The sequence below is a fragment of the Methylomonas rivi genome, assembly GCF_024505165.1.
GTDB lineage: Bacteria > Pseudomonadota > Gammaproteobacteria > Methylococcales > Methylomonadaceae > Methylomonas > Methylomonas rivi.
Genome location: NZ_JANIBK010000001.1, coordinates 72,450 through 97,664, shown reverse-complemented (window position 1 = coordinate 97,664; position 25,215 = coordinate 72,450). Strand labels below are relative to the sequence as shown.

Here is a 25,215-nt window from a genome sequence, read left to right as displayed (position 1 = left end):
AACATGAGTTTCGACGAGGAAATGCGCGAAGCGCTGCAGACATTCATCATCGAAAGTCTGGAACTCTTACAAGACATGGAGGAATGTTTGCTCAGCCTTGAAGACGGCGATGATCCAACCGAACGGGTCAATGCCATCTTCAGGGCCGCCCATACCATTAAAGGTTCGTCCGGCTTATTCGGACTCGACCATATTGTGTCTTTCACGCATGTAGTGGAAAGCGTATTGGACGCCTTACGCGATGGAAAACTCGGTATTTCGCCGGAATTAGTAGCGGCTCTGCTGCCGTGTTGCGACCACATCGCACTATTGATTCGAAATGTGGTCGATGGTCAACTGGATGCCGACCCGGCAATTTCGGCGGCCGGACGAGAGCTGATCGATGAATTACAGCAATTTCTGCAACCGGGTTCGGTTGCGGAAAAGGCCGTAACCGTTAGCGAAAAACAAGATATTTTAGAAGCTAGCGGCGGCGGTACCATGGATAGCGGCAATTGGCATCTGTCGCTACGGTTTGGGCCCGATTCGCTGCGCGATGGCATGGACCCGCTATCCTTCATTCGGTACCTGAGTACGCTAGGCAGCATTGCTCAATTGACCACCATTGCCGAAAACATGCCCATAGCGGATCAAATGGATCCGGAAACCTGCTATTTGGGGTTTGAAATCAATTTTAAGAGCGGTGCCGGTAAGGAAGAAATCGAAGGCGTGTTCGAATTCGTCAGGGAAACCAGCACAATTCGGATTCTGCCGATGGACAGCGAAATTGACGAATTCATTTCGCTGATCAAGGAGTTGCCCGAGGACGAAAGTTTCCTCGGCCAGTTGCTGGTCAAAAGCGGCGCCTTGACCAAGCGGGAACTGGAAGACGCTTTAAATCTGCAAGGCGAAGGCGATACAGAGGACGGCGGTCAGGCGGCCAAATCGAAACAGCCCATCGGAGAAATTCTGGTGGAACAGCAGGTTGTACAACAACCTATCGTCAGCGCCGCCCTGGATAAGCAAAAACAAATTAAAGATAACAAAGCCCGCGAAAATCAAAGTATTCGGGTTGATGCCGAAAGATTGGACATATTGATTGATTTGATCGGCGAATTGGTTATTTCCAGTGCCGGCGTTAATTTGCGTGCCTTGGAAACTCGGGAAACCGGCCTGCTGGAAACTACCGGCGAAATGATGCGCTTGGTGGAAGAGGTGCGCGACAGTGCCTTGCAATTGCGGATGGTCCCCATAGGCACCACCTTTAGCCGTTTTCAACGCGTCGTGCGGGATGTCAGCAAGGAACTGGGTAAAGACATCGAATTGATTATCAGCGGCGGCGATACCGAAGTCGACAAATCCGTAGTGGAGAAAATCGGCGACCCTTTGATGCACTTGGTACGCAACTCCATGGATCACGGTATCGAAACCGCCGATCTGCGCCGGCAGCGAAGCAAGCCGGCGCGCGGCAGTTTGCGGTTGAATGCCTATCATGCCTCGGGCAGCATTGTCATCGAAGTCAGCGACGACGGCGGTGGGCTCAATCGCGACAGAATTCTGGAAAAGGCCGTCGAACGCGGCTTGGTTCAACATAATGCGGTAATGAGCGACCAGGATGTCTATGCGCTAATTTTCGAGCCTGGATTCTCCACGGCCCAGCAAGTATCCAATCTCTCCGGGCGCGGCGTCGGCATGGATGTGGTCAAGCGCAACGTCACCGCCTTGCGCGGCAGAATCGAGGTGGAAAGCCAAATCGGCATGGGGACGACCATGCGGATCCATTTGCCGCTGACGCTGGCGATTATAGACGGCTTCATGGTAGGTGTCGGAAAGTCGACATTCGTGATTCCTTTGGATCAAATACTGGAATGCGTGGCCTTGCCGGAAGATACCGGCGATAGAGAATACGTCGATTTGCGCGGCGAGGTGTTGCCTCTGATTCGTTTGCGTCCGTTATTCGAAATCGATTGCGAACCTCCGCGCCGGGAAAACATCGTCGTTGTCGAATATGCCGGCAACAAGGCCGGTTTTATTGTCGACCAACTGCTGGGCGAATTTCAAACCGTCATAAAGCCGCTCAGCAAGCTGTTTGCCCATATCAAAGGGGTTGCCGGCTCGACTATTTTAGGCAGCGGTAAAGTGGCGTTGATTCTGGACGTGCCCAGCCTGTTGGAATATGTAGGCAGCAAAAATGCCTTGGTTCCACCCAGTTTAAGTCAGCATTCAGCCCAATAATTTTAATTTTTGTCTTCGGAGACACCTATGAGCGTTCTAAATCTGTTTGCCAAGCGTGAGCTTGTCGCCGCGGCGGAAAAATTTCAGTCTTTTTTGGATAACAGCAGCAACGGAGTCATTTTTTTCGATCAAAACCTGATTGCAACCCACGCCAGCAAAATGGCGGTGCGGTTGTTCAACGATCATAAGCAGGCATTTGTGGAAACCGTGCCCGAATTTAATATTGCCAAAATCGATGGCGTACGTCTGAGCAGCATGACTTTGATTTCGCATCAAGCGCTCGAAGGCCTGCGTAACAAAAAAAGTTGGACACGCATGCTTGTTTTGGGAAACGAAAAGTTTCATTTCACCCTGACACCTTTCACCGATAGCGAGGACGTTTTTTCAGGCGCCATGCTGGAGTTTTGGTGGGCGACCGAATATCAAAAAATGGAAGAGGAGTCCGCGCGTTCGTCTTCCATTGTTCGGGAAATGACCGTGCCGGTTATGACCTGCGATGAAAATCGAACCATTACTTCGCTCAACCCGGCAGTGTTCCAGCTTTTGGCTCGGCACAAGCCGGCATTGGAAAAGATTTTTCCCGGATTCGACCCCAAAAATTTAATCGGACAAAATATCGATCAATTCCATAAAGACCCGGAATTGCAAAAGCGGATTTTTGCCGATACTAATCGAATGCCTTACAAGAATCGTATCCATATATTAGACATGGCGTTTGATTTGACGGCATTCCCGCTGAAGGACGGCAAGGGCAAAATTACCGGATACGCGGTGGAATGGTTCGATGTAACCGAGGAAGCGCGGGCGGTTAAAGAAATTGACCGAATTACTCAGGATATTACCGATGGCAAATTGAATAAACGCATCGACACAGCGGGGTTTGGCGGAGACATGGCGCATTTGTCGTTGGGCGTCAACCGGATGCTGGATGCCATTATTAATCCTTTAAATAGGGCGGCCGATTATGTCGATCGCATTGCCAAGGGAGCGATCCCCCCTAAGATTGAAGACGAATATCGGGGCGATTTCGGCGCGCTCAAAAACAATTTGAATACCTGTATCGATACTTTGGAGGGTTTGATTCAGCAAATGCAAGACATGGCGGTACAACACGACCTCGGCGACATAGATGTGGCGATCGATGAAAGCCGTTTTTTGGGTAGCTACCGCGCGATGGCCAAAGGCGTTAACGACATGGTGGCCCAGCATATTGCGACGAAGAAAAAAGCCATAGGCGTCTTCAAGGCATTTGGCGAAGGCAACTTCGATGCGCCGATGGAACAATTGCCGGGTAAAAAAGTATTTATCAATGAAATCATTGAATTGGTAAGAGGCAATTTGAAAGGATTTATTGGCGACATGAATCGTATGAGCCGCGAGCATGATGCCGGCGATATCGATGTTTTCATGGATACCGCCAAATTTCAGGGCGATTTTGGCGTGATGGCGAAAGGCGTCAACGACATGGTGGCCGGGCACATCGCGGTGAAGAAAAAAGCCATGGGGGTGGTTAAGGCGTTTGGCGAGGGCAACTTCGACGCGCCGATGGAGCAATTGCCCGGCAAGAAAGCGTTCATTAACGATACCATCGAACTGGTGCGCGGCAATTTGAAAGCCGTAATGGCTGACGCGGACGGTCTTGTTCAGGCCGCGCTGGAGGGGCGCTTGGCGACACGGGCCGATGCAACCAAGCATCTGGGGGATTATCGCAAGCTGGTCGAAGGTGTTAACGCTACCCTGGATGCCGTGATCGGACCTCTGAACGTGGCCGCCGATTACGTCGACAAGATATCCAAGGGCAATATCCCATCGAAAATTACCGATAACTACAACGGCGATTTCAATACCATCAAAAACAACCTCAATAACTGTATCGATGCCATCGGCAGCATGGTGAACGAAGCCGCCAATCTGGAAAAGGCCGCCATCGAAGGCCGTTTGGCCACCCGCGCCGACGCCAGCCAGTATCAGGGGGATTACCGCAAGATCGTCCAAGGCGTCAACAATACCCTGGATGCGGTAATCGGCCCGTTAAACGTGACTGCCGATTACGTCGACCAAATTGCCAAAGGCATTATTCCGCCAACAATTACGGATAACTACAGCGGTGACTTCAACATCATCAAAAACAACCTCAACAATGTTGTCAAAATGATGAACGACTTGCTGGCGCAAACCGACATCATCATCAAGGCCGCCGCCGACGGTGAGTTGGACAAACGCGCGGACGCCTCGTTGTTTACGGGCGGTTGGAACAAACTAGTGATTGGCGTCAACGACACTATCACCAACATCGTCAACCCACTGAACGTCACCGCCGACTATGTCGACCAAATCGCCAAAGGCATCATCCCTCCCACTATCACTACCGAATACAAGGGTCAATACAACGTCATTAAGAGCAACCTCAACGCCGCGGTAAAAATGATGAACGATTTGCTGGCGCAAACCGACATCATCATCAAAGCCGCCGCCGAAGGCGAGCTGGACAAACGTGCCGATGCCGCATTGTTTGCAGGTGGTTGGAACAAACTGGTGCTTGGCGTCAACGATACCATCACCAACATCGTCAATCCGCTGAATGTCACCGCCGACTATGTCGATCGGATTGCCAAGGGTATTGTGCCGCCAATGATTACGACCGAATACAAAGGCCAATATAACGTCATCAAGAGCAACCTCAACGCTGCAGTGAAGATGATGAACGACTTGCTGGCGCAAACCGATATTATCATCAAGGCCGCCGCCGACGGGCAGCTCGATACCCGTGCCGATGCCTCCTTGTTTGTCGGCGGCTGGAACCAATTGGTGGCCGGGGTCAATAAAACCCTGGATGGCGTGATTCTGCCGGTCAACGAAGCGGTTGAAGTATTAACCTTGGTTGAACAAGGCGACCTGACTCGTACCGTCAACGGCGATTACAAAGGCCAACTGGGCGATTTCAAGGACACGGTGAATAACACCATTAGCAAACTCTCGCAGACAATTTCGGAGGTGGTTAGCGCCGCCGACCAGTTGGGTAATGCATCGGAGCAAATCAGTGCTACCTCGCAATCGTTGTCGCAAGCATCCAGCGAACAGGCTGCCAGCGTGGAAGAAACCAGCGCCAGTATTGAAGAAATGGCCGCCAGCATCAATCAAAATGCCGAAAACGCCAAAATCACCGATGGTATGGCGGGTAAAGCGTCTAAGGAGGCCACCGAAGGTGGCATCGCCGTCAAGCAGACGGTGGAAGCCATGAAAAGCATTGCCGGCAAAATCGGCATCATCGATGATATTGCTTACCAAACCAATATGTTGGCGCTAAATGCCGCGATTGAGGCTGCCAGGGCAGGCGATCATGGCAAGGGCTTTGCCGTGGTGGCCGCGGAAGTCAGAAAATTGGCGGAACGCAGCCAAGTGGCCGCGCAGGAAATCGGCGAGCTGGCCGAGAACAGCGTTAAAACCGCTGAAAGCGCCGGCAAATTATTGGATGAAATCGTGCCCAGCATTGCCAAAACATCAGACTTGGTACAAGAAATTGCCGCCGCTTCGCAAGAGCAATCGACAGGGGTCAGTCAAATTAATACGGCCATGAACCAGATGAATCAGATTACTCAACAAAATGCCTCGGCCAGCGAACAGCTGGCGGCCACGGCGGAGGAAATGACCAGTCAAACCGAGCAATTGCAAACGTTGATGAGTTTTTTCAAAATTGAAGGCGAAAAGATAATGCAGAGCCGTCCCACCGGCAAAACGCCGAAAAAAGCCGAAAGGGTAAAACCCGCGGCGCATGTCAGCCGTAACCATGTCGAGGCGGAGTTCGATTTGAGCAAATTCGAGCGCTTCTAGGGAGGCATCATGACCGCGATGACCAAGACAACCGATCAATTACCGGCGAAACAGCATACGGCGGCTGCCGGCCAGTATCTCACCTTCGTATTGGGAGGAGAGGTGTATGCGCTGGGTATTTTAAATATCAAGGAAATCATCGATTACGGCAATCTGACGGAAGTACCTATGATGCCGGCTTTTGTGCGCGGCGTTATTAATCTGCGAGGCAGCGTGGTGCCCGTTGTGGACTTGGCGGCGCGCTTCGGCAAGGGGTGTACCAAAATCGCCAAGCGCACCGGTATCGTGATAGTGGAAACCATTGCCGATAGCGAGGAAGGTAACCAACAAGATATTGGCATCATTGTCGATGCTGTCAATGAAGTGGTTGATATTAGCCAACAGGAAATCGAGCCGCCGCCCAGTTTCGGCACCGGCATCCGCCCCGATTTCATCAATGGCATGGCTAAACGGGATGGCCGCTTTGTCATTTTGTTGAATGTCGGCCGGGTATTGTCGGTGGAGGAGATGTCAAATCTGAGCCGGACGCCCTTAAACAGTGAGGAACATGGCGACGGTTAATCAAAAAACCATGATGCTTAACCATGGCGTTGTCGTATTGCGCCAGAATGAATTTCTCTGGATCAAGGATTATCTGTATAAGCACGCCGGCATCGTATTAAGTGACGGAAAGCAGGCATTGGTGTCCGGACGGCTGGACAAACGTTTGCGGTATCATGGTTTCAATAGTTACAGCGAGTATTTCCGCTTACTCGGTAAGCCGGGTTTCGAACTGGAAACCTCAATGGCTATTGATTTGCTGACCACCAACGAAACGTATTTTTTTAGGGAAGCGAAGCATTTCGAATTTTTGAAAAGCGAATTTTTCCCTAGGCAAAATACCGTCCGGCCCATCAGGGCTTGGAGCGCGGCCAGTTCGAGCGGCGAAGAAGCCTATACCTTGGCCATGGTATTGGCCGAGCACGCCAAAAACAGCCAGTGGGAAATTATCGGTACCGACATATCCACGCGTATTCTTGAAAAAGCGCGCAAAGGTTTGTATTCGCTGAATGCCGCGGAAAAAATCCCCTTGCCGATGCTGAAAAAATATTGCTTGAAAGGAAGCGGCGAATTCGACGGCTTTTTGCTGATCGATGCGGCGTTGCGCAGTCGCGTCAAATTTCTGCACGCCAACCTGATTGATAGGTTGCCCGAGATAGGTAGCTTCGATCTGATTTTTTTGCGCAATGTAATGATCTATTTCGACATGCCGACCAAACAAAAGCTGGTAAGCCGTATTCAAAGCTATTTACGTCCGGGAGGCTATTTCTTCGTTAGCCATTCGGAATCGTTGAACGGTATGCAATGCGATTTAAAAATGATCGCGCCGTCGATTTACCGCAAAAATGACCATGTTTGACCATCTGAATAATCATTTTCGCAAACCCGATTTTTTTATCGATATTTTTCTGCAACCCGGCGAATTTTATTTTGGCGATAGAGAAACGCGCGTTCGAACCTTGCTAGGGTCTTGCGTTGCCATCACGCTTTGGCACCCTCGTCTACAAATCGGCGGCATGTGTCATTACTTGTTACCGTCGCGCTCGGCGAACAACGATAAACACGAGTTGGATGGCCGTTATGCGCATGATGCCATTAGGCTATTTATGCTGGAGTTGGAGCGCTCAAAAACCTGGCCAATAGATTACGAAGTCAAACTGTTCGGTGGTGGCAATCAGTTTCCCGGCCAGGAAAAGCCGAATACGATCAGCATACCGGAAAATAACATTCGAGCTGGCCGCAATATGCTGACCCAGCATGGCTTTGCCGTAAAGGCGGAACACCTTGGGGGCACGGGGCATCGTAATGTGATTTTCGATATGTGGAGCGGTCACGTTTGGCTGAGGCATGTCGCTATACGCTAGGAGTTGAATGCATGCAATCCAATAAAATTAGAGCTTTAATTGTCGACGACTCGGCGGTGGTCCGGCAGGTGCTCACACAAATGCTCGAGAAGTGCGACAGTATAGAGGTGATCGGCGCCGTATCCGATCCGATCTTTGCGATGGCGAAGATGAATCAGGACTGGCCGGATGTGGTGGTTCTCGACGTGGAAATGCCGCGGATGGATGGTATTACCTTTCTAAAAAAAATTATGTCCGTGAGGCCTACGCCGGTTGTGATTTGTTCCACGCTCACCGAAAAAGGGGCGGAAACCACATTGCAAGCATTGTCCGCTGGCGCGGTGGGCATTGTGACCAAACCTAAAGCAGGTTTGAGAAGCTTTTTGGAGGACGATTCCGGAGATATTATTCATGCGGTAAAAGCGGCCGCGATGACCGATATGCGGCGCATGAAAGCCATGACCATGGCAAACTCGAGGCCGTCAGCGATTTCCAAGCCTCAAGCGGATATTTCGAGCGGCAGCTTGGCTATGGCGTCAACTACCGATAGGCTGGTTGCCATAGGCACATCCACCGGAGGGACGCAAGCGTTGGAAATGGTTTTAACCCGGCTTTCGCGCGTTTGTCCGGGTATCGTCATCGTACAGCACATGCCGGAAAAGTTTACCGCGGCCTTTTCCGCGCGCTTGAACAGTCTAAGCGAGATCGAGGTTAAAGAAGCGGCTAGCGGCGACCGGGTGATTCCCGGCCGGGCTTTAATCGCCCCGGGCGGTAAGCATATGTCGATCAGACGTAGCGGCGCCCAGTATGTCGTTGATGTGCAGGATGGGCCATTGGTAAACCGGCACCGTCCGTCCGTGGACGTATTGTTCCGGTCGGTTGCTAAATGGGCAGGCAAAAATGCCTTGGGCATTATCATGACGGGCATGGGCGATGACGGTGCGCGGGGATTGAGGGAGTTATTTAACGCAGGCGCGCAAACCGTTGCCCAGGATGAGCAGAGTTGTGTGGTGTACGGCATGCCTAAAGAGGCTGTTAAACTTGGCGCGGTGCAACAGGAACTGCCTTTGCAGGCCATTGCCGGCTGTATTGAACGTTACGGTAAATAAAATTTAATAACGCTGGATCGAGGATGGTTTTTTCGTTTTTGCCGAAGTTCTCCAGCGCCCCCTCATTTTTTCTCCGCGCAAATGCGGATGTATCCAGACTCTCTACTCTAAGATTGATCAGGCTTGCTTGGTCGCGGCATCGAATAGAATCGAATTACGCACGGCAATACAAACATTACTCCGGCAAGCGGTTGCATCGGCAAATTTCTGCCGGTACTAGGCTGGTGTTTATGCGCTTGCATCCGGATGGGGGCTGTCAAAATATTGGCGAGGTCGTATTTTTGTTTATAAATAATTGAATTAAAAATAAAATTTTGTTTGGCATGAAAAGTGTTTGGTAATAGGCGGCGGCAATAAAGCCTAGTTTATTTATCATTTTTCGGGAGAACCGTCATGCCATCTTCAATGGTCATAAATACCAATATTGCATCGTTGAATAGCCAACGAATGCTAAGCAGAACAAATGAATCGCTGAGCAGCGCCATGGAGAGGCTTTCTTCGGGTTTGCGTGTCAATAGCGCTAAGGATGATGCGGCTGGATTGGCCATTGCCGACCGGATGACTTCTCAAATTCGGGGTATGACCGTGGCAATGAGAAATGCCAACGACGGAATTTCCATGGCTCAGACAGCCGAGGCGGGGATGGGTAACATCACCGAAACTTTACAACGGATGCGGGACCTGGCCATTCAGGCGGCAAACTTTGGTTCCGTCAGTTCGGCGGACCGGGAAAAATTGCAGACCGAATTTAGGCAGCTCGGTAACGAGATTCATCGAATTATTGAAAATACTGAGTTTAACGGCAAGAAAATTCTGAATGGCTCGTTATCAAATGCGATATTTCAGGTGGGGCCGAATACCAGTGCCAATAATCAGATCAGCATCACTATTTCCAATCTTGAAAATATGTCTGGCGTAAATCAATTGTTCGGGAGTTTGGCTTCCATAGGTAGTAATGCAACCTTCTCTAATGTAATGTCAGCCATTACGCATATTGATAAGGCTATTGAGAAAATTGATAATTTTCGTGCTACCCTGGGCGCTATTCAAAACCGTTTTACCACGACAATTTCCAATTTGCAGTCGTCTATTGAAAATCAAAGCGCCGCGCGCTCAAGGATTATGGATGCCGACTTTGCCACGGAAACGGCCCAGTTAAGTAGGGCGCAAATTCTCCAACAAGCGGGTACTGCGATGTTGGCGCAAGCAAACCAATCTACTCAAGGCGTTTTGCGGTTATTGCAATAATTTGGTATTAAAAATCGGGACATGAACGATAATAATGATTTGGTAAGTTCTCATATTCTTGGGCCATTAGCAGTTAACTCATTTGGCGATAAGTTTTTATTTAACTTAAATCGCCATAGTTTCGATAAGGTTAGCGCGAAAACTTTATTTGAAGCAAAGTTTGACGAGGTTTTGTTTAATGAAAATACCTTATATGTAATTGTCGGGACAGACTCGGGGTTGTTGCCGAAATATTTGCGGAATAAAACGATTCCAAAAGGTTCTCGGTATATATTTATCGAGCCGGAATCGGTTTTGACGGTGCTAAGGGAACAAGGCCTACTTGCGCATGCAGAGCAAAATGAACGCATATTGTGTATTAGCTGGCAAGATTGGTCTTCGGCTATTCGTAACTTTAAAATAGCCGATTACTTCTATATTAATGCCGTGCGATCTTTTAATGCGTTCTGTGCTCAAGATGATTTCATAAACGAATATGCGGAGTTGAGCTGGAATATTGTTGAAACTTTGGCGCAATTGAATTGGGAAAATAATACAGCGATTGGGCAGGAAGCATTTATTGACCGGCAAATTAAAAATGTTGCCGATAATAGGCTGCCGGCCAAGCTACTCCAGCATGCCTTTGGCGGACAAACGGTCGTGATTTTGGCGGGGGGGCCGTCATTAGATGAGGCGTTGCCTTGGGTTAGGTTGCACCGGGAACAATTTGTGGTTTTTGCGGTATCCAGAATATCTCGGCAATTATTGGCGGCGGGTATTGAGCCGGATTTCGTTTTTTCCGTGGATCCGCAAGAGATTAGTTTCGACATCAGTAAAGAAATGTTTCGGTTCGGGGCGCGGACGGTTTTTATTTGTTCTTATCATGCCTCATCAAAACTACTGAATCAATGGCAAGGGTTGATGCTGTATCTTGGATCGCGCGTACCCTGGGAATCGCCGTTGAATGTGGCCAATTTGAGTGGCGCCGGACCTACCGTAACCAATGCGGCGCTTAATGTGGCCTACGATTTAGGCTTCAAGCGCGTAATTCTGGCAGGGGTGGACTTGTGTTTCACTAGAGACGGCTTTACTCATGCCAAAGGCAGTAATGAACAGTTGGCAGGCCCCAAACTCAATCTTACCTCCTTGCAAGTGGAAACCAATGGCGGATTTTTGGCGCCGACCGGTAACGATTATGCCCAGGCGATCAAAACGCTGAGTTTGCAGGCCAGAAGAATAGTCCGTTCGGGAGGGCGGGTTATTAACGGCTCGTTAGGGGCGGCCAGGATTGAGGGGGTTGAATATATCCCGCTCTCGGAGATAAAACTCGATGAAACTTCCATTAATGCCAAGTCGGTAGTTGATGCAAAAGTATCTTCTTACGCTTCGGGAGATGATTATTTAACGGATGTATTGGTGGAATTGAAAAGAGCCGAGTTTCAGGTTCAAGCGATCAAGCGATTGGCCGAGAAAGCCCGGCATATTAACGACACTATGTACAATGCTTCCGGGCTGCTCGAAAACTATAAAGATAAAAGAAAGCTGGATCAGATAGAAAAGAAATTCAAACGTCAGCACCGTCATTTCGCCAAATTGGTGAAACGATTCGGTATTAGGCAGTTTATACAGGTGGTTAGGCCTTTTAACGATGAAGATTGGACTTTTGAGGAAGCCAGGCAACTCGGTAATATATACTACGACGCCTATTATGAAGGGACTAAGAAGTTATCTCGGCTGATCGCGGATGCCATACAAAGGGTGCTTGTTCGGCAGCAAGAAAATGAAGCCGATCCCGATTTTGATTTATTGTTCGAACAATGGCGAAAAGATAAAAGTTTTGGCCGGGCGAAGGCGTGGAGGATTAAGCACCCGAATGTGGCGATTTCCGCTGATACGTCGGCCTTATTCAGCGAATTTGAGCGTGAATTCGAGGAAGTTCTTAACCAAAAAGATACCCGGCATTTTGCAAGGATAAAGGCGCGGAGTAAATTAACTATTGTAAGGCAGCGGGCAGGCCTTCTGTTCAAGCATAACAAATTAGAAGAATTGCAGGATTTACTGCTGAGCTTGGATAAGCATGAACAGCAACAAGCCGCGGAACCTTATCGGTATTTGATTAAAGGGTATTTGGCTGAGTTGGCGGGCGATACGGAACTTGCCTTAAATAGCTATCAAAAAATTATTGAGGATGGAGATATTTTGCTTGAGGATGCTTTGATACGCATTGCCAGGATAGGCATCGAGCACAATGATATCCATAATGTGTATTTGGCTTTGGATTGCCTTTCCAAATTGAACCCGGTTTTTTTGCCTTTTTACGCCGAAATACAAAGATTGCAAGGCGATATGCTGGATGCAATCGACGCTTATAGCGCTTACGTGAGTCAATTTCCTTCGGATACGCTGGCGCAAATCAAGCTGGCAATGTTGTATATCGAATGTAAAAGTTATGACGGGGCCGAAATGATGTTGGACTTCATTTTGTCTCAAAAACCGGATCATCAGGCAGCAATCGATATCAAGCGGCAAATGTTGACCGGTAGAGCAATCAATTAAAGCTTGTCCGAGAAGTGCCGAATTGATATGACTATTTTGGGATCGGGAGGTGGGTCGTGGTTGGTTCGATATCCGGCGGTAATGCGCCGGGATTAATGGCGGCGTTGCTGAAAGAGGTTTCGGCAAAACAAAGTCTGGAAGTAACTTTGGCGGCAAAGGCTCGGGATGTGGAAAAAATGCAAGGCGAGGCGGCATTAAAGCTGATAGAAACGGCCGGTAATGTAGCCGGCTCGGGTAAAATCGATGTTCATGCCTAATTGGGTTAGACCCGTTTTAGAATAAGTTCCAATACCAGTTTGCTGCCGAAATAAGCCAGCAACAACAATATAAATCCGACTAATGTCCATTGGATGGCCGTGTTTCCTCGCCATCCATAGCGCATTCTGCCAAGCAAGAGGCTGGAAAATATAATCCAGGCAATAATTGATAGCACGGTTTTATGTACAAGATGCTGAGCAAATAAGTCTTCTATGAAGAGAAAGCCGCTGAATAAAGAAACCGTTAAAAAAAACAGCCCCGTGCCTATCATTTGAAACAATAACGTTTCCATTGCTTGTAAGGGGGGTAGAGCTGCAATCAGGCGTTTGGGGTTATGGCTTCTGAGTTGTTGATCTTGGATAGCTAAAAGTATGGCTTGCAACGCGGCTATATTGAGTAGGCTAAACGCGGTGATCGATGACAGGATATGAATAGTCATCTCCCAATTTTGCGTAGAGATTGGATGGCTTTTTTCCGGAAAAATCATGTCCAGGCCTAGCAGGGCTGCGGCCAATGGCAAAATGGCAATGCCTAGGTTTTCAACCGGTTTATCCAGTGCGGCAATCAATAGCAATAGGACGATAAACAGCGCCACCAGTGTCGCGGCATTGAAAAAGCTGAAGTTAAAGCTATTAAATTCCTGAAAAATCAATATGATATAGATTCCGTGCAGGGTTGCGCCCAGCCATGCCAGTCCGATGGAATTACGGTGCCGTTCGCTACGAGCGATTAATTCTTTGAAAATCAGTATCGAGGCTGCGGTGTAGCTTAAAACCGAAATGATGCCGACAAGAAAGCTATTCATGGCTGAAATATTGGAAATAATCAAAAAGGCGTTGCGAAAGGCTTATGTTAAACTATGCGACCGGATTGTTCTAACCTGTTTCATGTTAGTGCGTGTCAGCCTCAATCATAGAAAATCAAAGACGCAGATATGTTTGATAATTTAACCGACCGCCTAAGCGGTACTCTCAAAAAACTTAAAGGCCAAGGCCGTCTGACCGAGGCAAACATTCAAGATGCGATGCGCGATGTGCGCATGGCGTTGCTGGAAGCCGATGTGGCGTTGCCGGTGGTGACTGACTTTATTCAACAGGTTACCGAGCGTGCCTTGGGGCAGGAAGTGCAATCCAGTCTGTCGCCCGGGCAGGCGATGATTAAGGTGGTGCAGGCCGAGCTTGTAAAAGTCATGGGGTCTGCAAATGAAGAATTGAATTTGCGTACCCAGCCTCCGGCGATTGTGTTGATGGCCGGTCTTCAAGGTGCCGGTAAAACAACCACGGTGGCAAAGCTGGGTCGCCACTTAAAAGAAAAGAAAAAGAAAAAAGTCGGCGTGGTCAGCGTCGACGTCTATCGCCCCGCAGCTATCAAACAATTGCAAACATTGGCGGACGATGTTGGTCTGCGCTTCTTTGAAAGTGAGGCGTCGGAAAATCCTGTCGATATTGTTAATCGTGCCGTGGATGCCGCCAAGCGTCAATTTATCGACGTGTTGATCGTCGACACGGCGGGCCGGCTGCATGTCGATGAGGAAATGATGTCTGAAATCAAGGCTCTGCACGCCGCGATTAAGCCGATCGAGACCTTGTTTGTGGTCGATAGCATGACAGGCCAGGATGCCGCCAATACCGCGAAAGCTTTTCATGACGCCTTGCCGCTGACCGGGGTGATTTTAACCAAGGCCGATGGCGATGCCAGAGGTGGGGCGGCTTTGTCGATTCGGCACATTACCGGCAAGCCGATCAAATTTATCGGGGTGGGCGAAAAAACCGACGCCTTGGAGCCGTTTTATCCCGATCGCTTGGCATCGCGCATTCTGGGGATGGGCGATGTGTTGTCGCTGATCGAGGATATCGAAGAGAAGGTAGACAAGAAAAAAGCCGAGCAACTGGCCAAGAAAATCCAAAAAGGCAAAAGTTTTGACCTTAACGACTTGAAAGAGCAGTTGCAGCAAATGCAAAACATGGGCGGGGTTAGCGCCATGCTGGATAAGTTACCGGGCATGGGAAGCGTGCCGAAAGAAGTTAAAGACAAGGTGAACGACAAGGATCTGGCCCGGCAAATCGCGGTCATCAACTCGATGACGCCGCAGGAACGAAAATTTCCCGACTTGATTAAAGGCAGTCGCAAGCAGCGTATCGCCAACGGTTGCGGTCAAGATCTGCACGATGTCAATCGCATTTTGAAACAGCACAAAATGATGGAAAAGATGATGAAGAAGTTCAGCAAAGGCAATATCGCCAACATGGTGCGCGGCTTAAAGAGCAATATGCGCGGTATGAGAATGTGAGTTTTGTAATTTGTGCTTTCTTTCTATCGAAAATCGCGTAGAATAGTTCAATTAAATTTTGATTCAATGTTCAAGGTATTCAAATGGTAAGCATTCGTTTGTCCAGGGGCGGCGCCAAAAATCGCCCTTTTTATCACGTTGTTGTTACTGATAGCAGAAACAGCCGCGACGGCCGTTATATCGAGCGTTTGGGTTTCTTTAATCCCTTGGCGCGCGGCGGCGAGCAGAGATTGGTTCTGGATGCCGAGCGCGTTCAATACTGGCAGTCCAATGGTGCGCAACCATCTGATCGCGTGGCAAGATTGATCAAAGACGCCGGCAAAGCGGCCGCTTAAGCAATTTGCCAAGCAGTGATTTTCTGAACGCTGGGGAAGTTTCCGGCGTTTTTGGTGTAAAGGGGCTGGTGAAAGTATTTTCGTTTACCGAACCGCGCGAGAACATTTTGCGATATTCGCCTTGGATATTGCAGAAAAACAATCAAACCAGGGAAGTCAAGGTCACTGGCGGTCAACGTCAGGGCAATACTGTTGTGGCAGAGTTGGAAGGCATTGCGGATCGTGATGCCGCGCTGGCACTGATGGGCTGGAAGATTTTAATCCGCAAGCAACAGTTGCCAAAACCGAAGCCCGGCGAATACTACTGGGCGGACTTGGTAGGGCTAAGAGTCGAAACGCAAGAAGGCATACCGCTTGGCGTTGTCGATCATCTGCTGGAAACCGGCGCCAACGATGTTTTGGTGGTTGTGGACGGCGAAAGCGAGCGGTTAATTCCGTTTTTGCAGCAGCATACCGTATTGAATATCGATCTGGATGCGGGCTTGATGGTTGTTGATTGGGAACCGGATTTTTAATACCCAATGCGTTTTGACATCGTTAGCCTGTTTCCTGATATGGTAATGGATGCCGCTAGTTACGGCGTTACCGGTAAGGCGATTGAAAATGGTCTGGTCGATCTGGCGGTTTGGAATCCTCGCGATTTTACCCATGATAGGCATAAAACAGTAGATGACCGGCCTTACGGCGGCGGTCCGGGGATGGTAATGAAATACCAGCCGTTACTGGATGCGGTCAATGCAGCTAAGCGGCATACCCATTTCGCCCGTCGGCGGGTTATTTGTTTAAGTCCGCAAGGCAAATTAATTTCTCAGCAATTGTTGCAGGAAGTCAGTACATCGGAACAATTGATTCTGATTGCCGGCCGTTACGAGGGTATGGACGAGCGCTTTATCGAAAATGTATGCGATGAAGAGTGGTCTTTGGGAGATTATGTGATTAGCGGCGGCGAACTGGCGGCGCTTGTCGTTATAGACTCGGTGACCCGTTTGATTCCCGGCGTGTTAGGCGATGAAGAGTCCGCGAAACAGGACTCGCACTACGACGGATTGTTGGACTGTCCGCACTATACCCGGCCGGAGCAAAGCGATCTGGGGAACGTGCCCGGCGTACTGGTGGGGGGTAATCATGCGGCAATCAAGCGCTGGCGAATGAAGCAATCCCTGGGGCGAACTTGGTTGAGGCGACCGGATTTGCTGAAAAAAATACAATTAACCGCGGAGCAACACGCTTTGCTGAGCGAATTTAAAACTGAAGTTGATAAATTAGGGTGTGGTAATGAGTAAAATTATTGAAGAATTGGAAGCGGCTCAGCTGAAAAAAGATGTGCCGGCATTTGGTCCTGGCGATACCGTAGTCGTGCAGGTGCGCGTAGTGGAAGGTGCGCGGGAAAGGCTGCAGGCATTTGAAGGCATCGTCATTGCCAAACGTAACCGTGGCTTGAACTCTGCTTTTACTGTTAGAAAAATTTCTCACGGTGTCGGTGTTGAGCGCGTATTCCAAACTCACAGTCCTTCAGTGGGCAGCATCGAAGTTAAGCGCCGCGGCGACGTCCGCCGCGCCAAATTGTATTATCTGCGCGACCTGACCGGTAAAGCGGCACGGATCAAAGAAAAATTATCCTGATTCAAACTTAAAACGGGTTCGTGTAATTGGCGAATCGATCCAAAAAAGGCGGCGTTTAGCTGCCTTTTTTTTGTCCGTGATTTGGGAAAGCTATGTCGATAAAGATTGTTTGGCATCATGAAGCCCTTGGTAAGCAAACTAGGCAAACGGTATCCGTATTAAATGCTGAATTAATTCTGACCAAAGTCGGCGATGTTATTGTCGATGCTTCATGGCAAGCGGCGGCGCGGAGCGAAAGGGATCAGTCGGCTCTGGCAAAACAAGTAGAGGCATATTTGCTCAATCCGGATCGCAATCCGCTCGAAGTACAACTTTTAAGGCAGGGTACCGAATATTATCAAAGGATCTGGCAAGCGTTACTGGGTATTCCTTTTGGAGACGTGATCAGCTATTCGGCCTTGGCCGATAAAATGGATTCCGGACCGCGCGCAGTCGCCCAGGCCTGCAAAAATAACCCTTATGCCGGTATCATTCCCTGTCATCGAGTGGTGGCCAAAAGCGGGGTCGGCGGATTTATGGGGCAAAGCCAGGGTGAAATGATTTTGCTGAAGCGCCGGTTGTTGGCGTATGAACGTAGCGTGGCCGAGTCTGCCAAGTGAGCGGTTCAGCGAAAAATATTGAAGCTTTTTTAAATGCCTTATGGTTGGAGTTCGGGCTTAGCGAGAATACTTTGGCGGCCTACGGTAGCGACTTGACCCAGTTCGATAGGTGGCTCAAAAATCGGAGTGTGTTGGAGGTAAGCGAAAACGATATTTCGCGATTTTTGCTGTATCGGCAAAATCAAGGAAATAGCAGCCGCTCGTCTGCTCGGATGTTATCCAGTTTGCGGCGTTTTTACGGTTATTGCGTGCGTGAAAAACAGATCGATACGGATCCCACGCAATTAATCGATGCGCCGCATCTCGGCCGATTGTTGCCTGACTCACTGTCGGAGGACGAGGTCGAAAGACTCCTGCAAACCCCGGAAACTGCGCATTTCCTGGGGTTTAGAGATCGCACCATGTTGGAGTTGTTGTATGCCGCCGGCCTTAGGGTTTCGGAATTGGTGGAGATTACCTTTCAACAGATCAATTTTCGGCAGGGCTGCATACGAATCACCGGGAAAGGTGAAAAAGAGCGCTTGGTGCCCGTGGGCGAGGAAGCGATGGCATGGTTGGAAGGTTATTTGTCTGGGGCCAGGCAGGACATTTTAGGTAACAGGCAAAGCGATTATGTGTTCGTCACTACCCGTGGCAGTTGCATGACGCGGCAGGCATTCTGGCATATTATCAAACGCTATGCCAAACAGGCGGGCATAGACAAGCATCTGTCGCCTCATACCTTAAGGCATGCATTTGCTACTCATTTGCTGAATCATGGCGCGGATTTAAGAGTGGTGCAGCTGCTATTGGGGCATTCGGATTTATCGACCACTCAGATTTATACCCATATCGCGCAGCACCGCTTGAAAGAATTACATACAAAATTTCATCCCAGAGGTTAGTTCATGTCGAATCTTATTCATCCTTTAGCGTATGTGGCGCCTAATGCTCAACTGGCTGCCGGTGTAAGCGTGGGCCCATTTGCCGTGATCGAGGACGGCGCTGTCATTGGCGCCAATTGCCGGATTGGCGCTCATGCTATCGTGCACGGGCGGGTAAAAATGGGCGAAAGCAATATTTTGCACCCGCATGCGGTTTTAGGCGGATTGCCGCAGGATTTGGGCTTCGATCCGCAAACCGAATCCTGGCTGGAGATCGGGGACAACAATGCTTTCAGGGAAGGGTTTACCGCTCATCGGGCGACCAAACCCTCGGCGACCACCAAAATCGGTTCAGGCTGTTATTTCATGAATAATAGCCACGTCGCACATGATTGCAGCGTAGGCGATAAGACTATTTTTGCCAATAATGTAGCGATCGGCGGCCATGTCGAGGTTGGCAATAATGTATTCATGGGCGGGGCCGTGGTTGTGCATCAGTTTTGCCGGATCGGTTCTTATGCAATTGTGCAGGGAACAACGGGTATCAATATGGATGTGATTCCCTTTATGCTGATCGGCGGCCGACCGGCCAAGCATTACCGGCTTAATATCGTCGGTTTAAGGCGGGCCGGGATTGTCGGCGAAAATTACAAGGTGTTATCCAATGCGTTTCGAATGTTGAAAAATAAAAAAAGCCTGGATGAATTGCAAAAAACCGAAGAACTGCAATACTTACTCGACTGGTTGGCGGTAGAATCAAAACGCGGCTTGCACGGTTTTGTTGATATCTCGAATCACTGATATTTCCCGGCGTTCTTTTGGTTTTGTTCGTCTTGATTGAAGAGCGGTTGGTTTCCTTTCTTAATGACGAGTGTATAGCGCTTAGGTTGTGTGCCTTGAACCCAGAATGAAGATTCTCATAATTGATAATACCGGGCAAATATCGGCCAGCTTGGCCGAAGTGGAGGCGGAGTTCGATTGTCTTGCCAATGAAATCCAGGCGTTCAATATTCTGGAAAGGCTGCGGCCGGAGCTGGTTTTTCTGCGTTATGCGTTGCGCGGCGAACAAACGCCGGATTATATTCGGCTGGTGGCTAACGCGTTGCCTGCGGCCAGTGTAATAGTTGTCGGTGAACAAACGTCCGAAGAAGGCGTGCTACAGTGTTTATTGTCCGGCGCTAAAGGCTTTCAAGAACTGCAAGACTTGCGGTATTACAGTTTTCGGTTAGTCCAGGCCGTTAGTCGCGGTGAAGCCTGGGTCAGTAGGCGGGTGGTCGCCAGCTTGCTGGATTCGGTCCGTCAACTGATGCTTGAAAATTCATATTTAAAAGTGCACTGACGCCTCAAAGTAAAAGCTTTGACCGGGAATGGGCAGGTTATTAGGATAGCTGCTGACCGCCGCTTCCCGGCCATGACTATCGAATAAATTGCGCGCCGAAGCGGTTAAATCCAGATGCCCGAACAAGCGCTTGGCGTTTAAGGTCAGGTCTATGGTTTCGTAGTCCGGCAAGGTTCGGGTATCTCCAGAGCTGCTCAAGCGGTGGCCAAGCCAGTTGATTTGAGTTTGGATTTGCCATTTCGGCATAAAATTCCACGCCAGCGCGCTATAAACATGATGTTCCGGTACGTTGCTGACGCGGCGCTGGTTTTCTTCGCTGCGGGCGTATTGCCAAGCGTAATTGCCGCGTAGACTCCATTCGGGGAGAAACTTCCAATCCCATTCGAATTCGCTGCCGTAAGCGCTTTGACCGGCAAGGTTCGTTTCGCTCAAGGGGGCATTTTGAGTGATAAATTCGCCGCCGATCAGGTCTTTGATTTTATAATAATATAGATTGAGTGTGGTTCTGAGGTTAGTTGTCGGCCGATAGTCGAAAGCCAGCTCGGTTGTCTCTATGGTTTCCGGCTGAAGCGATGAGTTGCCAATGAATTGAGGACTATTGCGTTGATATTGTTCCACAAAGCTGGGCGCGCGATAGGCTTGGCCATAGAGGATTTTACCGGTTAATTCGGAGTTGATATCCCAAATCAGCGCCGCGCGTGGATTTAAGGTGCTACCGAAATCCGAATAATGATCGAAACGCAAGCCGGTGGTCAGGTGCCAGTCTTGTGCAAACTGCCACTCATCCTGGATCGCTAGAGACCAAATATCGCGGTGATGGTCGTCCAAGAAAGTAAAAGGTGTACCGGTCAGGTTTTGCAGGCTGCCGGCCGTGGTAGGAAGAGCGGGGCCGTCAAGTACGCCGGCACCAAAATTGCGCGCTTCTTGAGTATTCAGCTCTTCGTAACGGAAGCCGGCGACCATGCGAAGCAGATGGTCGCTAAAGCCTTTGTAGATGCTGGTGACTTCAAAACTGGGGACGGTATTTTTTCTGTTGGAGATGAAGCGCATGCCGTCGGGAAATCTAACCATACCCAGGATTTGCGATGGCTGATTCGTTGCATTACCCGTTGAGTCGATGGGTAGGATAGAACCCGGAGGCGTGTTGTATATATTGGCATTGACATCGGTATGTAAAAAACTGGCATGCGCTTGCAGTTCCCAGTCGTCGAAATCGTTTTCAGTCGAGTAGCGTACATCCGCTAAAAAGTTGCTGCCATTTAATTTGCCTTTATTGTCCAATGCTCCGCCCGTGCCCGCTCGAAAGCCGGCATCGGTTTCATTAAAGGCCCAGAACCCTAAATCCCAATGTTTACGTTGTAAATTCAGATGGCCATTCCAGCGCTCGTTTTGGGTCTGCATGGGGCCGGGCGCGGATGAAAAGCCGGTGCCCGTCAAGGCATCGGCTTGAATAATCCGGTCGGGGTCGGCGCCATTATGGCTGTATTGCAAACTGGCGGCGAGGTCCCAGCCTTGCCATTGTCCGCCGTACTGCCCCCAACTGCTTTTGGTATCCGCATTGCCGCCGCGCGCGCCCACCGTAACGCCATCCAAATCGGCGGCTTTTTTGGTAACGATATTGATTACGCCGGCAAAGGCATCCGCGCCATAGAGCGCGGAACCCGGCCCTCGGATGACTTCGATCCGCTGTATGTTCTCGACCGGAATGACCATGCCGGCCATATGCGTGCCCTGTTGCGGTACCGAAAAGCGGGTACCGTTCATCATCAGCAATACTTCGGAGTTGGTATCGTTACGCATCCCGCGCATGCTGTAACTGTAATCGTTGGTAACCGGTTGGATAGTGACGTGCATGCCGGGTACGGTTTCAAGAATTTCGTGCAACTCGGTGGCGCCCATGGAGGCGATTTGCTCTGAGGTGATGACGCTGGTGACGGCAGCCGAGTGGGACAGGCTTTTCAGGGTGCCGGAGGCGATGCTGACGGAAATATCGGAGAGTTGCGCGGGAGATAGTTCCATCAAATCGTCCATGTCATGCTGTGCGTGCGCAGCACTGCCCATGCAACTCAGCAGCAAATATGGCATTAACTGTAGTTTGGGACGGTATTGCATGCTGTTTCTCAAAGCTCTTTTAAAGGAACCGGCTTGGCGATGCCATAGCCTTGTGCGTAGTTAACGCCCAGTGTTTTCAGTAGTTCGAAAATGTTTTTATTTTCTACAAATTCGGCAATGGTTTTTTTATTCATGACATGGCCCACTTCGTTAATCGCTTTCACCATGGTCCAGTCGATCTTGTCTTCCAGAATGTCTTTTACAAACAAACCGTCAATTTTCAAAAAGTCCACCGGCAAGTTTTTTAAGTAAGCGAAAGAGGATAAACCGCTGCCGAAATCGTCCAATGAAAACAGGCAACCTTTTTTACGCAAGGTGTCGATAAATTGTTTGGCATAGGATAAATTGCTGATGGCAGCTGTTTCGGTGATTTCAAAGCAAATTTTATAAGTCGGAATTTGCCACTTGCGGAATTGCTTGCTGATGAAATCCAACATGGTTTCATCGGATAAGGATAGTCCCGATAAGTTGACCGAACAAAGTTCGACGCGCTCGATAAATCCGGGGGTGCTGCTCAGGTACTCGAACAAATTGCTGATCACCCAGCGGTCCAGGGCGGGGGCAATATTGTAACGTTCGGCGGCGGGTAAAAATGCGCCGGGCGGAATAATGTTGCCTTGTTCGTCGCGGTAGCGCAGCAAGGTTTCAAAGTGTAAGCCTTCTTCGCTATGCATAGTGGGGACAATTAGTTGCCCATACAATTGAAAGCGGTTCTCTTCTATACCCAATCTGATTTTTTCCACCCATTGCATTTCGCCCTGGCGCTCGGCCAAGTCTTCATCGGTTGAGCTGAAGATGTGTATGCGGTTACGGCCTTTTTCCTTGGCGGCATAACAGGCCGCATCGGCTTCTTTTAAAATGTCCACCGCATTGCCTCGGGTACGGTCAATGGAAGCAATGCCGATACTGACACTAATGCTGAAACTCCGGTTATCCCAGGCGAATTGAAAGTCGCAAATAGAGGTACGCAGTTTTTCGCAGGTGAGTAATGCTTGTTCTATATTGCAATGCGACATCAAGATGCCGAATTCGTCGCCGCCCAAACGGGCCAGCACATCGGTTTTACGCACTTGCTGGCGCAGTAATTCGCCGAGTTGGCGCAGTAATTCATCGCCCGCCAAATGGCCGCAGGTGTCGTTTACGACCTTGAATTGATCCAAATCCAGATAACACATGACGTGAATACTGTTGTCTGCCTGGGCTTGTTCGACCAGCGTTTGGATATATTCGTCGAATTGCCGGCGGTTGGTTAGGCCGGTGAGTTCGTCGTGACTGGCCTGATAGGCAATTTTATCGGCAAGGCGGCGGGTTTCGGTGATGTCTTCGCATACCAGCAATAAATGTTGCTGGTTCTGCGCGGTATCCACCAGTCTGGCGGTTTGCCTGACCCAAATAATGTTGCCGTTCCGGCAGATCAAACGCACTTCCTGTTTTTGAACTTGATGAGGGGTTGCCACGCAGTCATTGAAAAAACCGCGGCTAACGGCGATATCTTCGGGATGGGTAAAACTGAAGATGGACATGCCTATGAATTGATTGGCGCCGAGCCCGATTTGTTTGGCGCCGAATTGGTTCACCGATTGAATTTGACCGCTTAGACTCAGGTCGAACACCATGGTCGGATTGTTGTCGTATAAGGCCTGAAAGTTATTTTTTAATGCCAGCAGGCTATTGTTTTTGTATTCTATGGTTTCCAGCATACTGTTAAATGAATCCACCAGAATGCCGATTTCGTCCTCGCTGTGTTTGTTCGCGCGAACCGAATAATCATGATTCAGGCCGATTTTCTGCGCCGTCTTCGCTAGTAAGGTAATAGGTTTGGCTACCCGGTTGAGCAACGGCATGGTCATTAAAAACGAACCTACCAAGGCAATAAATAAAACGACCAACACCAGGCCGACAAATTGCAATTGCCGAATCAGGGCGCCGCTCAGGTCGGCCTCGATCAATACACCGCCTATTCGCTCCTGATCCTGCAGCATGGGCTGGTAAACCTGCAAGGTCAGTTGGTCTACCCGTGTATGCAGTTGATTTGAGCGCAATGGGCAAGGCGTAAGGTTGATGGCTAATTCGGCAAACAGTTGCTGTTGTTTGCCGTATACGCAAGCGCTTCTAAAATCGGGTAGTTTGGTTAATGGCGACAGGTTTTCCTTGGCCAAGGCAGGGTCATCGAACATAACCGCGGCAATACTGCGGTTGGCAATCAGATTCGCCGCGGCCGAGAAGTCTTCCATGGCCTTGCGTTTAACTTCGGTGACGTTGGTGGCAAACAGAATCATAAACGCGAACAGCATCGCGAACAGGCTGGAAACCAGGATGATGGAAAACAGTTTGGATTTAATGGAAAAACGCGAGAACCAGCTACTCATGCTCATCCTCCCCAACGACGGTCGACACTTCGATCAGCTTGGCGCTAATGCCCAGGCCGCTCTGTTTTAAAACCTTGAGGTTAATATGCAGTTTGACTTTTTCTTGCTCCAGCGCAAAGCCGATCATACCGCCGGATTCCGCAAAAAAAGGCTGGCTGCTTACCGTCAGGCTATTCGATAGATTAGCCACCAATAAGGCGTTGGGAATGGCCTCATTAATACGGATATCCGTGTTGTCCAGGTAGACAAGCTGGCAGTTTTTTACCTGCTTAATATTGTCGTAACGGAAGATGCGGATAGGTTTGTCCTGTACGGTTTTTGCTTCCAAGCTATCCAGCAAATCCTGAAAAGGATCGCCTCCCACCAAGCAGATATTAAAAGTCGTGCCTTGCAGAGCGGGCCAGGTAATGAATTTGGTGAAATTGTAAAGATAGGCGGCTTTGATTTTGTATTCGAGGCTTTCCTCGGCCCGTGCTATGCCGACCGTTAGACTAATCAGCAGCACAAACCGGGTGACGGCCACAAACAGAGGTGTGGACAGACCGTCTTTTACGAACAAAACCAAAATATATCCTTATCAGTAGAAACCTGCAGACAAGAATAGTAG

The 25,215-nt window shown here is 49.5% G+C and carries 22 protein-coding genes; 18 read left to right on the top strand and 4 right to left on the bottom strand.

Features of this window, described 5'->3' with window-relative positions; genetic code table 11:
• Window positions 1-3: 3 nt before the first annotated feature.
• From NP596_RS00485 to NP596_RS00445, 9 genes are all read left to right on the top strand, one after another.
• Complete coding sequence (locus NP596_RS00485) at window positions 4-2,214, top strand: chemotaxis protein CheA (RefSeq protein ID WP_256613234.1); 2,211 nt, start codon at window positions 4-6, stop codon at window positions 2,212-2,214.
• Between the two features lie 27 nt (window positions 2,215-2,241).
• The gene (locus NP596_RS00480; protein WP_256613233.1) at window positions 2,242-6,045 is read left to right on the top strand and encodes a methyl-accepting chemotaxis protein; all 3,804 of its coding nucleotides are present in this window, start codon (window positions 2,242-2,244) and stop codon (window positions 6,043-6,045) included.
• Between the two features lie 9 nt (window positions 6,046-6,054).
• Window positions 6,055-6,606 (top strand): chemotaxis protein CheW, encoded by a 552-nt coding sequence (locus NP596_RS00475; protein ID WP_256613232.1) that lies wholly within the window; start codon window positions 6,055-6,057, stop codon window positions 6,604-6,606.
• Window positions 6,593-7,444 (top strand): CheR family methyltransferase, encoded by an 852-nt coding sequence (locus NP596_RS00470; protein ID WP_256613231.1) that lies wholly within the window; start codon window positions 6,593-6,595, stop codon window positions 7,442-7,444. The genes NP596_RS00475 and NP596_RS00470 overlap by 14 nt, the downstream gene beginning before the upstream one ends.
• The gene (locus tag NP596_RS00465) at window positions 7,437-7,949 is read left to right on the top strand and encodes a chemotaxis protein CheD (RefSeq protein ID WP_256613230.1); all 513 of its coding nucleotides are present in this window, start codon (window positions 7,437-7,439) and stop codon (window positions 7,947-7,949) included. Before NP596_RS00470 ends, NP596_RS00465 begins: the two co-directional genes overlap by 8 nt.
• Before the next feature lie 11 nt (window positions 7,950-7,960).
• A complete protein-coding gene (locus NP596_RS00460) occupies window positions 7,961-9,037 on the top strand; it encodes a protein-glutamate methylesterase/protein-glutamine glutaminase (protein ID WP_256613229.1) in 1,077 nt (358 codons plus the stop codon).
• 393 nt (window positions 9,038-9,430) lie between these two features.
• A complete protein-coding gene (locus tag NP596_RS00455) occupies window positions 9,431-10,285 on the top strand; it encodes a flagellin domain-containing protein (RefSeq protein ID WP_256613228.1) in 855 nt (284 codons plus the stop codon).
• A gap of 21 nt (window positions 10,286-10,306) precedes the next feature.
• Complete coding sequence (locus tag NP596_RS00450) at window positions 10,307-12,820, top strand: 6-hydroxymethylpterin diphosphokinase MptE-like protein (RefSeq protein ID WP_256613227.1); 2,514 nt, start codon at window positions 10,307-10,309, stop codon at window positions 12,818-12,820.
• A 56-nt stretch (window positions 12,821-12,876) separates the two neighbouring features.
• A complete protein-coding gene (locus tag NP596_RS00445; protein ID WP_256613226.1) occupies window positions 12,877-13,077 on the top strand; it encodes a hypothetical protein in 201 nt (66 codons plus the stop codon).
• A 5-nt stretch (window positions 13,078-13,082) separates the two neighbouring features.
• Here the strand turns inward: NP596_RS00445 and NP596_RS00440 are convergent, their stop codons facing one another.
• Window positions 13,083-13,883, bottom strand: a complete 801-nt coding sequence (locus tag NP596_RS00440) for a cytochrome C assembly family protein (RefSeq protein WP_256613225.1) — start codon at window positions 13,881-13,883, stop codon at window positions 13,083-13,085.
• Between the two features lie 129 nt (window positions 13,884-14,012).
• Here NP596_RS00440 and ffh point away from each other — a divergent pair, with 129 nt between their 5' ends.
• The 9 genes from ffh to NP596_RS00395 all read left to right on the top strand — a co-directional run bounded on the left by ffh (window position 14,013) and on the right by NP596_RS00395 (window position 20,127).
• The gene (ffh, locus tag NP596_RS00435; protein WP_256613224.1) at window positions 14,013-15,368 is read left to right on the top strand and encodes a signal recognition particle protein; all 1,356 of its coding nucleotides are present in this window, start codon (window positions 14,013-14,015) and stop codon (window positions 15,366-15,368) included.
• 83 nt (window positions 15,369-15,451) lie between these two features.
• A complete protein-coding gene (rpsP, locus tag NP596_RS00430) occupies window positions 15,452-15,703 on the top strand; it encodes a 30S ribosomal protein S16 (RefSeq protein ID WP_256613223.1) in 252 nt (83 codons plus the stop codon).
• A 5-nt stretch (window positions 15,704-15,708) separates the two neighbouring features.
• Complete coding sequence (gene rimM / locus NP596_RS00425) at window positions 15,709-16,218, top strand: ribosome maturation factor RimM (protein ID WP_256613222.1); 510 nt, start codon at window positions 15,709-15,711, stop codon at window positions 16,216-16,218.
• A 6-nt stretch (window positions 16,219-16,224) separates the two neighbouring features.
• On the top strand, window positions 16,225-16,986 hold the full coding sequence (gene trmD / locus NP596_RS00420) for a tRNA (guanosine(37)-N1)-methyltransferase TrmD (protein ID WP_256613221.1): 762 nt from the start codon (window positions 16,225-16,227) through the stop codon (window positions 16,984-16,986).
• The gene (gene rplS, locus NP596_RS00415) at window positions 16,979-17,326 is read left to right on the top strand and encodes a 50S ribosomal protein L19 (protein ID WP_256613220.1); all 348 of its coding nucleotides are present in this window, start codon (window positions 16,979-16,981) and stop codon (window positions 17,324-17,326) included. The genes trmD and rplS overlap by 8 nt, the downstream gene beginning before the upstream one ends.
• 92 nt (window positions 17,327-17,418) lie before the next feature.
• Window positions 17,419-17,925 carry a methylated-DNA--[protein]-cysteine S-methyltransferase gene (locus NP596_RS00410; RefSeq protein ID WP_256613219.1) on the top strand — a complete coding sequence of 169 codons (507 nt, stop codon included), beginning with the start codon at window positions 17,419-17,421 and terminating at the stop codon, window positions 17,923-17,925.
• On the top strand, window positions 17,922-18,809 hold the full coding sequence (xerD, locus tag NP596_RS00405) for a site-specific tyrosine recombinase XerD (RefSeq protein WP_256613218.1): 888 nt from the start codon (window positions 17,922-17,924) through the stop codon (window positions 18,807-18,809). The genes NP596_RS00410 and xerD overlap by 4 nt, the downstream gene beginning before the upstream one ends.
• A 3-nt stretch (window positions 18,810-18,812) precedes the next feature.
• Window positions 18,813-19,589, top strand: coding sequence for an acyl-ACP--UDP-N-acetylglucosamine O-acyltransferase (lpxA, locus tag NP596_RS00400; RefSeq protein WP_256613217.1), 777 nt, complete (start codon window positions 18,813-18,815; stop codon window positions 19,587-19,589).
• A gap of 106 nt (window positions 19,590-19,695) precedes the next feature.
• Window positions 19,696-20,127, top strand: a complete 432-nt coding sequence (locus tag NP596_RS00395; RefSeq protein WP_256613216.1) for a DNA-binding transcriptional response regulator — start codon at window positions 19,696-19,698, stop codon at window positions 20,125-20,127.
• On the opposite strand, the gene NP596_RS00390 is transcribed toward NP596_RS00395, so the two are convergent.
• From NP596_RS00390 to NP596_RS00380, 3 genes are read right to left on the bottom strand one after another with little or no spacing between them, the layout of a single operon-like run.
• A complete protein-coding gene (locus NP596_RS00390) occupies window positions 20,113-22,239 on the bottom strand; it encodes a TonB-dependent receptor plug domain-containing protein (protein ID WP_256613215.1) in 2,127 nt (708 codons plus the stop codon). The genes NP596_RS00395 and NP596_RS00390 overlap by 15 nt on opposite strands.
• Window positions 22,240-22,247: 8 nt before the next feature.
• A complete protein-coding gene (locus tag NP596_RS00385; protein WP_256613214.1) occupies window positions 22,248-24,608 on the bottom strand; it encodes an EAL domain-containing protein in 2,361 nt (786 codons plus the stop codon).
• Window positions 24,601-25,173, bottom strand: coding sequence for a YfiR family protein (locus NP596_RS00380; protein WP_256613213.1), 573 nt, complete (start codon window positions 25,171-25,173; stop codon window positions 24,601-24,603). The genes NP596_RS00385 and NP596_RS00380 overlap by 8 nt, the downstream gene beginning before the upstream one ends.
• Between the last annotated feature and the right edge of the window lie 42 nt (window positions 25,174-25,215).

Excerpts from the sequence above, each read along its gene's own strand:
- NP596_RS00390 (WP_256613215.1), bottom strand. The coding sequence starts at position 22,239 with ATGCAATACCGTCCCAAACTACAGTTAATGCCATATTTGCTGCTGAGT.
- NP596_RS00395 (WP_256613216.1), top strand. The coding sequence starts at position 19,696 with ATGAAGATTCTCATAATTGATAATACCGGGCAAATATCGGCCAGCTTG.
- NP596_RS00465 (WP_256613230.1), top strand. The coding sequence starts at position 7,437 with ATGTTTGACCATCTGAATAATCATTTTCGCAAACCCGATTTTTTTATC.
- rplS (WP_256613220.1), top strand. The coding sequence starts at position 16,979 with ATGAGTAAAATTATTGAAGAATTGGAAGCGGCTCAGCTGAAAAAAGAT.
- NP596_RS00385 (WP_256613214.1), bottom strand. The coding sequence starts at position 24,608 with ATGAGTAGCTGGTTCTCGCGTTTTTCCATTAAATCCAAACTGTTTTCC.
- lpxA (WP_256613217.1), top strand. The coding sequence starts at position 18,813 with ATGTCGAATCTTATTCATCCTTTAGCGTATGTGGCGCCTAATGCTCAA.
- NP596_RS00455 (WP_256613228.1), top strand. The coding sequence starts at position 9,431 with ATGCCATCTTCAATGGTCATAAATACCAATATTGCATCGTTGAATAGC.
- NP596_RS00460 (WP_256613229.1), top strand. The coding sequence starts at position 7,961 with ATGCAATCCAATAAAATTAGAGCTTTAATTGTCGACGACTCGGCGGTG.
- NP596_RS00475 (WP_256613232.1), top strand. The coding sequence starts at position 6,055 with ATGACCGCGATGACCAAGACAACCGATCAATTACCGGCGAAACAGCAT.
- NP596_RS00410 (WP_256613219.1), top strand. The coding sequence starts at position 17,419 with ATGTCGATAAAGATTGTTTGGCATCATGAAGCCCTTGGTAAGCAAACT.
- trmD (WP_256613221.1), top strand. The coding sequence starts at position 16,225 with ATGCGTTTTGACATCGTTAGCCTGTTTCCTGATATGGTAATGGATGCC.
- rpsP (WP_256613223.1), top strand. The coding sequence starts at position 15,452 with ATGGTAAGCATTCGTTTGTCCAGGGGCGGCGCCAAAAATCGCCCTTTT.
- NP596_RS00440 (WP_256613225.1), bottom strand. The coding sequence starts at position 13,883 with ATGAATAGCTTTCTTGTCGGCATCATTTCGGTTTTAAGCTACACCGCA.
- NP596_RS00485 (WP_256613234.1), top strand. The coding sequence starts at position 4 with ATGAGTTTCGACGAGGAAATGCGCGAAGCGCTGCAGACATTCATCATC.
- NP596_RS00450 (WP_256613227.1), top strand. The coding sequence starts at position 10,307 with ATGAACGATAATAATGATTTGGTAAGTTCTCATATTCTTGGGCCATTA.
- NP596_RS00480 (WP_256613233.1), top strand. The coding sequence starts at position 2,242 with ATGAGCGTTCTAAATCTGTTTGCCAAGCGTGAGCTTGTCGCCGCGGCG.
- NP596_RS00470 (WP_256613231.1), top strand. The coding sequence starts at position 6,593 with ATGGCGACGGTTAATCAAAAAACCATGATGCTTAACCATGGCGTTGTC.
- ffh (WP_256613224.1), top strand. The coding sequence starts at position 14,013 with ATGTTTGATAATTTAACCGACCGCCTAAGCGGTACTCTCAAAAAACTT.